Origin of the sequence: Dokdonia ponticola (assembly GCF_042653865.1) — a bacterium.
Taxonomy (GTDB): Bacteria; Bacteroidota; Bacteroidia; order Flavobacteriales; family Flavobacteriaceae; genus Dokdonia; species Dokdonia ponticola.
The window spans coordinates 133645-146009 of the sequence record NZ_JBHSFV010000009.1 but is presented as its reverse complement, the minus strand read 5'-3'; the positions used below and the strand labels follow the sequence as shown (position 1 = coordinate 146009).

Sequence of the window (12365 nt, the reverse complement as noted above, 5' to 3'; positions counted from 1 at the left end):
TTGTTTTACGATAACAAATATATAAAAATTATTGAAAAACAATAATAAATTGCTCTTTTTTAATAATAAAGTTCATTTTTATCAATTAAATTTTCAAGGTATATTTGAATGATGAAAAAAGAAAAAATAATCATCGCTGATACGCGAAGACCTCTTTGGCAAGTTATTTCAGCAGCTGTATGCTTCACGGCCTGTGCGTATGTTTTTTGGTTATATTTCTCTCAATCTCCAGCTATTGACGACTTAGAAACGCATAGAGATTTTATGGAAATGGGTGTTTTTTTGTTGATTGCAGGAGTAGGTCTTTGCTATAAAAAGGGAATACAAATAAAACCGCAGTCAAAAGAGTTTAAAGCAACCTTTGAAGTAGGACCATTAGTTTTAGGACAATGGAAAAAGATTCAATCTCCAGAATACGTATCGGTTTTTCAACAACCTTTGAAAGATGGAAATTATATCTTTGAAGTCAACCTATGGTACGATACCAATAAGCATTGGGAATTATACACCAATCCAGATTATAAGGAAGCATTTTTAATAGGATTTGATCTTTCAGAACAACTAAATATAGACCTGTTAGATGCAACAACGCCTAATGATTATAAGTGGGTAGATAAAGATAAATGGCGAAAGCAACTCAATGAAACTTCCTCATAAACTCCAAAAAAAAATAGCCGCTCGTGAAGCCAATGATACCTTGCGTACATTGAAATTACCAGCGAATCTTATTGACTTCTCCTCCAATGATTATCTAGGATTTTCAAAAAATGGACACCTTTTGGAAGAAGCGTCTCAGCTCCTTCAGAAAAATGGAATTTCTAGCCAAGGCGCTACAGGAAGTAGATTGTTGTCGGGGAATCATGCTTTATATCCGATCGTTGAAGCTGCTATTACACGTTTTCACGAAAGTGAAACAGCTCTTATTTTCAATGCTGGCTATGACGCTAATATTGGTTTCTTTCAGAGTGTACCTCAACGGGGTGATGTGATTTTGTATGACGAGTATATCCATGCAAGTATCCGCGATGGTATCACCATGAGTAATGCAAAAGCATATAAATTTTTGCATAATAATCTGGATAGCTTAGAAAGGCTTTTAGAGAAGCAAAAGTTAGCTTCTCCCCTTTTAGGAGGAGATACCCGAACGGGAGAGGAGGTAAAACAAGAAGATAGTATTTTAGAAAGAGAAATCTACGTCGTCACCGAATCTGTTTTTTCTATGGATGGAGACAGCCCTGACCTGATGATGATGCAAGCTCTCTGTGAAAAATACCATGCATATCTTGTTGTAGATGAGGCACATGCTACAGGAGTGATAGGCAGTCGTGGTCAAGGATTAGTGCAGACATTAGGATTACAAAAACGGGTGTTTGCTCGGGTGGTAACTTTTGGGAAAGCCATGGGTACGCACGGAGCCGCTATTTTGGGGAGTGAAGCGTTGCGAGAGTACTTGATTAATTTTGCACGTTCGCTTATTTATACCACCGCCTTGCCCCCACATACCTTAGCCACTATTTTTGTGGCATATCGTCACCTTAGTAATGACCGGATGCCGCATCCCGCTATTGGAGCATTACAAAAAAACATTCAAGTATTTAGATCGATAGCGGCTTCTCTTGGAATTCAGTCTTCGTTTATAGACAGTACCTCCGCCATACAATGCATCATTATTCCTGGGGTGGAAAGGGTTAAAACGCTTTCGCGAAAGCTTACCCAATATGGTTACAACATACAACCTATTCTCTCTCCCACAGTACCCGAGGGACAAGAACGCTTACGATTTTGCCTGCATAGTTTTAATACAGAAGTAGAAATAACGAATCTTCTAACGACTTTAGCTACTTTTATAGATTTAAAACAACATCATGAAGGATAATTATACAGTTCTAGAAGTTTTTGAATTCTCTAGCGAAGCTCAAGTCATAAAATCCAAACTCGAAGTAGAAAATATAGATGCTGTTTTGATGGATGAAAAAACAATTGATTCAGATCCTCTTATAAGCCAAGCTGTAGGAGGTGTGAAGCTACTTGTCTATAATGAAGATCTCAAAAAAGCAAGAGCTATATATAATGAGATAAGACAATATAGCAAAGATGAAGAGGGTAATGATATCCATTGTCCCCAATGTAATTCAACACGCGTATTAATAGCCCCACTTGAAAGAAAAAATATTTTCTATATGCTATTTCCCTTTTTTGAAAAAACAAAACATATCTGTAACGATTGCAATACTATTTTTTAAATGAAAAGCACATACTTCATAACAGGAATCTCCACAGAAGTAGGGAAAACGGTTGCTGCTGCTATTGTCACAGAAGCGCTAGAAGCTGATTATTGGAAACCTGTGCAAGCTGGAGAGTTAGACAATAGCGATACCCATAAAATAAAGCGTTTAGTATCAAACGATATATCGCAATATCACGATAACTCATTTGCATTACACACGCCCATGAGTCCGCATGCTGCAGCAGCGATTGATGGAATTGAGATACAACTGTCTGCGATTAAGCGACCTAAAACAAAAAACAGCCTAGTCATAGAAGGCGCTGGCGGACTCCTAGTACCTCTTAACGATATAGATACGATTATCGATTTGATCCAGCCTACCGATAAGATTATTATCGTATCTCGACATTATTTAGGAAGTATTAACCACACCTTACTCACCGTAGAGGCTTTAAAAAGTAGAAATCTTACTGCCGCAGGGATTATTTTTTCTGGAGATGAACACCCTACCACTGAAGACATTATCACAAAAATGGCACAAGTTCCTATCATTGGGCGTATCGATGAAGAGCCTTATATTGATGCACACGTGGTGAGTGAATATGCCACGCTATTTAAAGAAGCTCTGGAAGCATTGTAAACCAATAGAAAAGTCTCGTATGTAAGAAGTACGTAGCGGATGTTCGTTACCTTTGTAAGGCAATTAATCCTGTATTGTATATGAGTATTTCTAAGATAGATCAAGCACATATTTGGCATCCCCTAACCCAGCACAAAACGAGTAGTGCACCCATCCCTATTGTTCGTGCAAAAGGGGCATTACTCTATGCCGAAGACGGAAAGGAATACATAGATGGAATCGCCTCTTGGTACACCGCTATGTACGGACATTGTCATCCGTATATTATTGAGCAAGTGACTGCTCAGATGCAAACACTGGATCAGATTGTTTTTACTGGATTTACACATCAGCCAGCGACCACACTTGCCCAAAAAGTACTTAGTATTCTTCCAGATAATCAGCAAAAAATCTTTTTTAATGACAATGGCTCTACAGCGGTAGAGGCAGGTATTAAAATGGCATTGCAATACCATCATAACAAAGGAGAAAAACGCAACACGCTCATCGCTTTTGAAGATGGATTTCATGGCGATACCTTTGGTGCTATGTCTGTAAGCGGACTCTCCGTTTACAACGGTCCTTTTGAGGACTATTTTTTAAACGTACAGCGCATTCCTACGCCCAAAGTAGATAATCTCAAAAAAGTGCTTCACACATTACAAACTATTATTGATACGCATTCCTGTGCAGGTTTTGTGTACGAGCCTTTAGTGCAAGGTGCGGCTGGAATGCAAATGCATGATGCTACAGGATTAGAAGCAATTCTACACCTTTGTAAAGCAAATGATATTGTCACTATTGCCGATGAGGTCATGACAGGTTTCGGAAAAACAGGGAAGCATTTTGCGTCATTACACCTCACTACCTATCCCGATATTATGTGCTTGAGCAAGGCACTTACCGCAGGTCTCGTGCCTATGAGTTTGACAACCTGTACGCAAAAAATCTATGATGCTTTTCTAGATGATACGGTGTCTAAGGGTTTTTTTCATGCCCATACCTATAGTGCCAATCCCATGGCTTGCGCGGCTGCCATTGCGGGGATAGATTTACTGATTAGTGAAGACATTCAACATCAAATCAAGCATATTAAGGAACGTCATACCGCTTTCGCGAAAGCAATAAAAACCCACCCCAAAGTGTTGAATGCACGCGTACAAGGTGTCATTTTTGCCTTTGAACTCAACACCAAAATGGAACGCTACGGAAGCTTGCGGAATCAGTTATATACACATTTCATGGATCGAGGTGTTGCCCTACGACCACTAGGGAATACCATTTATGTCTTGCCTCCTTATGTGATTACAGATGCGCAGTTAGATAGTATTTATAAAGCTATAGAAGATGCGCTGGAGGTGTTTTGATGTTTAGCATGCGAGCCTACCGAAGCATTAAATCATTCCTTCTATTCGAGCACAGTCGAGAACTCAACAGGCATAATTTACTGTCCCGACGCAATCCATCTAGAAATTGAAGTACTAGTATGTGATTAGAATACATGCAGATTTATTCCTGCCTTATGTAGAGGTGATTTTTTGGGCTATAAAGCGATTAAGAATAGGTCTTATGTCTAATAGCGAAGCGGTCTTATGTCCTACCAAAGCCGAACCTTACTAGTTAAACATGTATTTTTAATACTCCTCCTCGTCCTCCTGATCCAGCCCTTCATTCAGCAAATCAATCACTTCATTGTTTTGATCGATACGTACTTCTTGCTCGCTGTAGGTCCAGACATCATTGCGTTTTTCGGCAACAACATAAATAATGCCTTCTCCATTGGGTCCTTTAATCGGAATCCTAATATCAGCATCTCCATCATTGTTACTAAAACTAATACTCCCCTGCATGATTCCAACTGTTTCTATAGGCTCGCCCAATAACTCAATGACCTGTTCGTTCTGTTGTGCTTTCGTAAGGCTATCTTGATACGGCTCTGAACCACTCATCATTTTGGTAGCCCCAAAAATCACCGTAGCTAAAAAAGCGATAAATAAAATAATAAGTGTCAAACAACCACCTACAGGAACCACCCATTTCCAGTTGCGATTCCACCAAGATTTTTGTTCGATAAGTTCGTTTTGATCAGTCATTAGTGTGTGTTATTTTGTAAAGTTAGTCATTTAAACTTTTTGCAAGGTCAATAACTTGGTCTGTGCCTTCTACTGTGATTGCAAAAACGGTATAGACCCATTTCCCATCAATTTTATCTGCTTTTACGATAAGGGTTCCATCTGCTTTTTGACCGTCTAGTTGCATTTCTAAATCTAGATGATCGGGTGATGCTTCAGGATCGTAGGTTTCATCTCGTATTTCAATGGGTTTTCCTAATGCTTCGGCGACTTCTGCATTTGATTGAAGTTCTCTGACCACATTAATAAATGCCATGATAGACGTACTTTTGGATAAGGTGTTAATACTAGTAATGACAATGATAGCAATAATGATCAAAATAGTGAGACATCCACCAGATGGGAGTGCCCATTTCCAATTGCGTTTCCACCAACTTTGACGTATCTCTTCTTCCATAGTAAACAGTTATTTCTAAATAAATAATATACTAGAACTAAACTTTGTGTCTAGATTCCACTATGAAGTGGGATTCATCTAACTAACAATGTTGAGTTTCATTCATAAGTAGGTGAAAATACAGATATGTTACGTGAAGACGTAAACAAACTTCCTTTTTTAGTTTTCCCTACATTTTTGAAATGGTATTTTTGTAAAAAATATTCTTTTTTGAAAACACCCATTGCGATTACAGGACTTGCTTCGATCTCTCCCTTAGGAGTAACAGATCACCAACAATGGGAGATGTATTTAAACTCAAAAACGGCCATCACATGGGATGAGGTGTTGCAAGCGCCTGTCGCTAGATTAACAGAGGAGGCATATGCGCGTATTGATGCTTTACGAAACGAAAACGCACATTATAAAAGGTTAGATAATTCTGTTTTGTATGCTGTAGTAGCGGCTCGTGAAGCTTTAGCACAATCTGGATGGGAGCAAGGTGATTTTGGAGTTAATATAGGTTCGTCCAGAGGAGCTACACAGTTGTTTGAAAAACATTATGACGCTTTCGCGAAACTATATGCCGACAGCCAGGAGCTAGGAACAACTGCAACACATGCTTCTCCTTCTACCACTTTAGGAAATATAGCTTCATGGGTAGCACAAGACCTCAAAAGTACGGGGCCTGATATTTCACACTCTATCACCTGTAGTACTGCTTTACATGCGGTATTGAACGGTGTGGCTTGGTTACAATCAGGGATGGCATCTAAATTTTTAGTAGGTGGGAGTGAAGCGGCATTGACCCCCTTTACCATCGCACAAATGCGCGCTATGAAATTGATCCCTTTGAAGAAGGAGACCGCTGCGCAGGCGGGAACCTCACGCAACAATAGGGAATCTCCTTCAATCAATAATTCACCATACTATTGCAAAGCGTTTGATCTTACCAAGACTTCAAATACGATGGTACTGGGAGAAGGCGCAGGCATGGCGTGTTTGGAACTGGGTAAAAAAGAAAATGCACTAGCCTATATTACAGGAATTGGCTACGCAACAGAAACATTGCAACACGCCGTATCACTATCAGCAAACGGGAGTTGTTTTCAACGTTCTATGCAAATGGCCATAGGCGATCTTGACACGTCAGAAATTGATGCGATTGTGATGCATGCCCCTGGTACAGTAAAGGGAGATCAATCAGAAATAGAAGCTATAAACGCGGTTTTTTGTAACAAACTTCCTTTATTAACTACAAATAAGTGGAAGATAGGTCACACGTTTGGTGCGAGTGGGCTGTTAAGTCTCAAACTTGCCGTACAGATGTTACAACGTCAAACCTATGTAGGCATTCCGTATTTGGAAGAGGCAACAAGACCCAAAAAGCTCCGTAATATTCTTATAAATGCCGTTGGTTTTGGAGGGAATGCAGTCAGCGTATTAGTCTCAATATAAAGCTTTGCCGTCATCTATAAAGTCGTTATCTTTTCCAAGTTAATTTTCTAATCATTTTAAAAAGTTTCATATGCAAGAATGGTATAATGCGCTCTCTAGTTTTGAGCAAGTCTTTTGGGGTATCGCTTTGATTGCTTCTGTGTTTATGGTTATTGTTTTAGTAACTACTTTTTTAGGTGGAGACACCGATGGTATAGAGGGAGATGTAGATGCCGAAATCGAAGGAGATACAGGAATCAGTTTTCAGTTTTTTAGCTTTAAAAATTTAGTTGCCTTTTTTACCATTTTTGGATGGAGTGGCATCTCTTTTTTGGATGCGGGTATGTCTAAAGGAATTGTAGTACTCCTTGCTGCACTCTGTGGCTTAGCGATGATGTTTGTGATGGCTTTTTTGCTGTATCAAATGCGTAAAATGACCAGTAGTGGTACCTTGCAAATGAAAAACGCGATAGGTCAAATAGGATCTGTATATCTTACCATAGGAGCCAATCGCTCTCGGATAGGCAAAGTACAAATTACGGTACAGGGAGCATTACGCGAACTCGAAGCGCTTACGGATGAAAATGAAGATCTAACTACCAATACTGTCGTGCAAGTAAAAGAAGTAACGGCAAACGGAATTCTAATTGTATCATTAACTAAATAATCTAAATTTTTATGTCAAAATTATTGCTATTACAAACAGATGGTATGGCAGGTGTTATAACCATTGGAGCAGTGGCTCTTATTCTTTTTATGATTGTCATTTTCATTATACGTCGTTATAAACGATGTCCATCAGACCGTATTCTGGTGGTGTATGGAAAAGTAAGTGGGGGGCAGTCTGCCAAATGTATTCATGGAGGTGCTGCTTTTATCATCCCAGTGTTTCAAGATTATGAATTTCTTGATTTAACACCTATGTCTATTGAGGTCAACCTTGTGAATGCGTTAAGTAAGCAAAACATTCGTGTAAATGTACCTTCTCGATTTACGATTGGTATCTCTACAGAACCGGGCGTGATGCAAAATGCTGCAGAGCGCTTATTAGGATTACGTATGGAAGATGTAAAAGAATTGGCGATGGAGATTATTTTTGGTCAGTTACGTCTGGTGGTTGCATCTATGGATATTGAAGAAATTAACTCCGATAGAGATAAATTTCTGACCAACATTTCACAAAGTGTTGAAGGAGAACTAAAGAAAGTAGGGCTTAAATTAATCAACGTAAATATTACTGATATTGTTGATGAGTCTGGCTATATCGAAGCTTTAGGAAAAGAAGCCGCAGCGCATGCCATTAATGCCGCACGTAAATCTGTAGCAGAAAAAACACGTGATGGATCTATTGGAGAAGCAAATGCGGTTCAGGATGAACGTACACAGGTAGCGGCTGCAAATGCACAAGCGGTTGAAGGAGAAAACCAAGCAAAAATTGCAGTAGCCAATTCAGACTCATTGCGTCGTCAGCGTGAAGCAGAAGCAGAGCGTGTCGCAATTGCATCTGAGAAAGTACAAAGTGCCAAAGCATTGGAAGAATCGTATGCAGCAGAAAAAGATGCCGAACTTGCCCGTGCAGATAGAGAGCGTTCTTCGCAAGAAGCAGATATTATTGTTCCTGCTGAAATTGATAAACGTAAAGTAGAGATTGATGCTGAGGCTGAGGCTGAAAAAATAAGACGTCGTGCCAAAGGAGAAGCAGATGCGATTTTATTTAAGGCAAAAGCAGAGGCACAAGGGTTATATGAAGTATTAACTAAGCAAGCAGCCGGTCTTGATCAAATTGTAAAAGCAGCAGGAAATAACTCGAAAGACGCTGTATTATTATTAATCGCAGATAAACTGCCCGAACTTGTTGCAACACAAGCAGAAGCCATCAAGAACATTAAAATAGATAAAGTCACCGTTTGGGAAAACGGAAGTGCAAAAGATGGAAAAACATCAACGTCCAACTTTATCTCAGGAATGTATGGGGCGGTACCACCATTACAGGAAATGTTTAACATGGCAGGAATGGATCTTCCAGAGTATTTAAAAGGAAAAGACAAATCAGCGCCTACCGATGCGATAGAAGATGCCGAAGAGGTAAAAGAAGATGAAGAATAGGCGATACTCAACCGTAACGCTTACAAATAAAAATCCGCTGTCATGGCGGATTTTTCATGTTGAAACAAATTTGTAAGATTCTTTATACGCTTTCGCGAAAGCGGACTTTTTAAGTATATTTATCGAGAAGAAATAAAATCATAACCACTGTTTTCTTATTTTTGACGTATGAGTGAAATCAGACACAACTGGACCAAAGAAGAAATCCTATCTATTTATAACAAACCCATGATGGAATTGCTGTATGACGCAGCAACGGTGCACCGTTTACATCATGATCCTAATACCGTACAAGTATCTACTTTGCTTTCTATCAAGACAGGAGGCTGCCCAGAAGATTGTGGATATTGTCCGCAAGCAGCGCGTTACCACACTGATATAGAAGGGAATGACCTAATGTCTGTGCAGCACGTAAAAGCGCAAGCCTTACGAGCTAAAGCCTCTGGGAGTTCTAGAGTGTGTATGGGAGCTGCTTGGCGTAATGTAAAAGATGGGCCTGAGTTTGATGATGTATTAGAAATGGTGCGTACCATTAATAAATTGGATATGGAGGTATGCTGTACATTAGGTATGGTCACTGAGAATCAAGCACAACGTCTTGCAGAAGCAGGATTGTATGCATATAACCATAACCTAGACACCTCTGAAGATTATTATAAAGATGTGATCTCTACACGTGCCTTTGAAGATCGTTTGGATACGATATCTAATGTGCGTAAAACCAATGTAACGGTTTGTAGTGGAGGAATTATAGGCATGGGAGAAGCGGTAGAGGATCGCGCAGGAATGCTCGTGGCATTGGCAACCCTAGATCCACAACCAGAGTCAGTACCTATTAATGCACTGGTTGCTGTGCCAGGAACTCCAATGGAAGCTATTGAACCGATCTCTATTTGGGAAATGATCCGAATGGTGGCGACGACGCGAATTGTGATGCCACAAACGCAAGTACGACTTTCGGCAGGAAGAACAGAAATGAGTAGAGAAGGGCAAGCCATGTGTTTCTTTGCAGGAGCTAATTCTATTTTTGCAGGAGATAAGCTATTGACAACACCTAACCCAGACGTAGGAGAAGACATGAAAATGTTTGAATTACTGGGATTGACACCCCAAAAACCTTTTGTAAAAAAGGCACAACCAGAAACAGTAGAAGCGGCAGATTCACAATACGAATCTCTTGGGGAAAAACCCAAATGGACACGCCCAGATCATAAAATAGAGCGTAACGAAGAAGCAAAACTTGCTGCAAAAAGTAAATAGCTTTTTAAAGAAAAATAATTTTATAAAGCCCATTTTTGTAACAAAAATGGGCTTTTGGTATCTTTAGGGGTACAATCATCTTGTTTATGGAGTTACAACAAATAGCGCGCGTACATACCATTTCGAAAAAAGCATTTGTAGCCAAGTATGTAAAGCCACAAAAACCAGTGGTTATTGAAAGCCTTATAAATGACTGGCCGGCCTACACAAAGTGGTCTTTATCTTATATACAAGAAATTGCAGGGAACAAAAAAGTGTCTCTTTATGACGATCGTCACGTAAAGCATGATGAAGGGTTTAATCAAGCACATGCCACCATGAAAATGCGTGATTATATCCATCTTCTTAAAACAGCACCTACCAATTATCGTATTTTCTTATACAATCTGATGAAAGAAGTGCCTGACTTGAGACAGGATTTTAAGTTTCCTGACGTAGGACTTCGGTTGTTAAAACAACTGCCTATGTTATTTTTTGGAGGAGAAAATAGTAAGGTGTTTATGCATCATGATATTGATTGGGCAAATATTTTGCATTTTCATTTTGAAGGCAGAAAACAATGCATTCTTTTTCCGCCAAGTGAGACCAAAAACTTATACAAAGTTCCTCATAGTTTGATTACTAGAGAAGATATTGATTTTGACCATCCTGACTATGAGAAGTTCCCTGTTCTAAAAAAAGCAAAAGGCTATATCTGTCATCTCAATCATGGAGAAACTTTATATATGCCAGAAGGTTATTGGCATTTTATGAAGTATGAAACGCCTGGCTTTAGTATGAGTTTACGTTCGCTTCCGCGAAAGCCGAAACATCTTGGCTATGCCTTGTATAATATTTTTGTAATGCGTCATTTTGATAATTTTATGCGTCGTCGCAAAGGGCAAGCGTGGATTGATGAAAAGAATGAAAAGGCCCTCACAAAAACGCATGAATTACACGGATTGATGTAGGGCTTTTATCGCAGTTTTATCCGCTCCTGTCTGTCGACAGGCAGGTTCGAGAAAGCATAACCTGTTTAAAAGGAAATACTGTTTTAAAAATTAATTTAAAAGCTTTTGTTGTAAATTCTCTTCAAGGTCAACCACTTTACTTTCTAACTCGTGTAGGCGTTGGTAAATATCGACAGGTTCTGGCATTTGTTTGGAAGCATACATTGTGACATACCATACTTCCATAATGTCTTCGGCATTCATGGTGTAGGTAGGGTAGTTACCGTCGGTATTATCACTCTTTAAAATAAGTTTTCCGCGCTCTGCAATTCGATTAATCGTGCGTTTTAAAACAATACCATCATTTTTACTTACGATGATATACACACGACCATCTTTAATATCGTTTAAGTCTTCTACATATTTTCCAAAAACAAGATCTCCGTCAAAAAAAGTACGTACCATAGAGTTGCCGTGCACTTCAAAGCAACGGTAGGTGCCGTTGGTGAGGTGTGGCATGTGAAAGGTAGGAAGTGTCTCGATATATTCGGTATCGCCATAGCCGTCTAGATAGCCTGCTCTAGCTTTTATAGGTACATATACGACATTCTCTTCGCCAGATTGATTTACAGCGACCACTTGTGGCATTCCAGAATATGTTTGAATTTTGGAAGTGTCTTCTCTGAGCATGATATCGCTTTGTCCAAAGAGGTAGTCTGGGTTGATTTTAAAGGTTTCTATGATAGACAAGAGGACATCATACCCAGGCTTTGTTTTCTTTCGAGAGCCATCAGGTTGAGGTCTACCATTTACGATACTGTCGACTGTGGTTCCGGTGACACCGATTTCTTTTGAAAAGGAAAAATTATTGAATCCAAAATGCCGGATAATGTTTTTTATCTTATCATTTATAGTTTCCATAGGGGCAGTTTTTTATTTTGCATTTTGTGAAAAAAATAACACAAATGTTTGTTTTAAGTTGCAAAATGTTTTATATTTGTACGGTAGTTAGCGCTAAATTACAAAAAAATGTCGAATAATTAAACATTTGTAAAATATATTTGACATTATACAATAAACAGATGGTAGCAAGAACCTAGGAGTTACGAGTGATTATTGTAGAATATATGAAAATGAAGAACACTTTTCAAGCACCACTTTAAGAAAAGCGTTTATAAGATCCTCAAGTGAGGATGGGTATGAACTTAATAACTTTTTAAAAGCTGTGAAAAAATTAATGATCCTTTAGTAAACTCTTTTTTTAGGGACAGTATGCAAG

The 12365-nt window shown here is 39.1% G+C and carries 13 protein-coding genes; 10 read left to right on the top strand and 3 right to left on the bottom strand.

Going from position 1 to position 12365, the window contains the following annotated elements; all coding sequences use genetic code 11:
- Positions 1-108: 108 nt before the first annotated feature.
- The 5 genes from ACFO3O_RS14665 to bioA all read left to right on the top strand — a co-directional run bounded on the left by ACFO3O_RS14665 (position 109) and on the right by bioA (position 4213).
- Positions 109-657 (top strand): hypothetical protein, encoded by a 549-nt coding sequence (locus ACFO3O_RS14665; RefSeq protein WP_379980098.1) that lies wholly within the window; start codon positions 109-111, stop codon positions 655-657.
- Positions 641-1876 (top strand): aminotransferase class I/II-fold pyridoxal phosphate-dependent enzyme, encoded by a 1236-nt coding sequence (locus ACFO3O_RS14660; protein WP_379980097.1) that lies wholly within the window; start codon positions 641-643, stop codon positions 1874-1876. Before ACFO3O_RS14665 ends, ACFO3O_RS14660 begins: the two co-directional genes overlap by 17 nt.
- Positions 1866-2243: a putative signal transducing protein gene (locus tag ACFO3O_RS14655; RefSeq protein ID WP_379980095.1), complete on the top strand. Its 378-nt coding sequence runs from the start codon at positions 1866-1868 to the stop codon at positions 2241-2243. Before ACFO3O_RS14660 ends, ACFO3O_RS14655 begins: the two co-directional genes overlap by 11 nt.
- A complete protein-coding gene (gene bioD / locus ACFO3O_RS14650) occupies positions 2244-2867 on the top strand; it encodes a dethiobiotin synthase (protein WP_379980093.1) in 624 nt (207 codons plus the stop codon).
- Between the two features lie 80 nt (positions 2868-2947).
- Complete coding sequence (gene bioA / locus ACFO3O_RS14645; RefSeq protein WP_379980091.1) at positions 2948-4213, top strand: adenosylmethionine--8-amino-7-oxononanoate transaminase; 1266 nt, start codon at positions 2948-2950, stop codon at positions 4211-4213.
- 267 nt (positions 4214-4480) lie between these two features.
- Here bioA and ACFO3O_RS14640 read toward each other — a convergent pair whose 3' ends face one another.
- Together ACFO3O_RS14640 and ACFO3O_RS14635 are read right to left on the bottom strand one after the other, a co-directional pair.
- Positions 4481-4939 carry a cytochrome c oxidase assembly factor Coa1 family protein gene (locus ACFO3O_RS14640; protein WP_379980089.1) on the bottom strand — a complete coding sequence of 153 codons (459 nt, stop codon included), beginning with the start codon at positions 4937-4939 and terminating at the stop codon, positions 4481-4483.
- A 22-nt stretch (positions 4940-4961) separates the two neighbouring features.
- Positions 4962-5375: a cytochrome c oxidase assembly factor Coa1 family protein gene (locus ACFO3O_RS14635; protein ID WP_379980087.1), complete on the bottom strand. Its 414-nt coding sequence runs from the start codon at positions 5373-5375 to the stop codon at positions 4962-4964.
- Positions 5376-5585: 210 nt separating this feature from the next.
- On the opposite strand from ACFO3O_RS14635, the gene ACFO3O_RS14630 reads away from it, so the two are divergent.
- The 5 genes from ACFO3O_RS14630 to ACFO3O_RS14610 all read left to right on the top strand — a co-directional run bounded on the left by ACFO3O_RS14630 (position 5586) and on the right by ACFO3O_RS14610 (position 11107).
- Positions 5586-6812 carry a beta-ketoacyl synthase N-terminal-like domain-containing protein gene (locus tag ACFO3O_RS14630; protein WP_379980085.1) on the top strand — a complete coding sequence of 409 codons (1227 nt, stop codon included), beginning with the start codon at positions 5586-5588 and terminating at the stop codon, positions 6810-6812.
- Positions 6813-6882: 70 nt separating this feature from the next.
- Positions 6883-7458 carry a hypothetical protein gene (locus ACFO3O_RS14625; protein WP_379980083.1) on the top strand — a complete coding sequence of 192 codons (576 nt, stop codon included), beginning with the start codon at positions 6883-6885 and terminating at the stop codon, positions 7456-7458.
- Between the two features lie 44 nt (positions 7459-7502).
- Positions 7503-8897, top strand: a complete 1395-nt coding sequence (locus ACFO3O_RS14620) for a flotillin family protein (protein WP_379980297.1) — start codon at positions 7503-7505, stop codon at positions 8895-8897.
- 168 nt (positions 8898-9065) lie between these two features.
- Positions 9066-10157 carry a biotin synthase BioB gene (bioB, locus tag ACFO3O_RS14615; protein WP_379980081.1) on the top strand — a complete coding sequence of 364 codons (1092 nt, stop codon included), beginning with the start codon at positions 9066-9068 and terminating at the stop codon, positions 10155-10157.
- Between the two features lie 86 nt (positions 10158-10243).
- Positions 10244-11107, top strand: a complete 864-nt coding sequence (locus ACFO3O_RS14610; RefSeq protein ID WP_379980079.1) for a cupin-like domain-containing protein — start codon at positions 10244-10246, stop codon at positions 11105-11107.
- 90 nt (positions 11108-11197) lie between these two features.
- Here ACFO3O_RS14610 and ACFO3O_RS14605 read toward each other — a convergent pair whose 3' ends face one another.
- Positions 11198-12007, bottom strand: a complete 810-nt coding sequence (locus ACFO3O_RS14605) for a S24 family peptidase (RefSeq protein WP_379980077.1) — start codon at positions 12005-12007, stop codon at positions 11198-11200.
- Between the last annotated feature and the right edge of the window lie 358 nt (positions 12008-12365).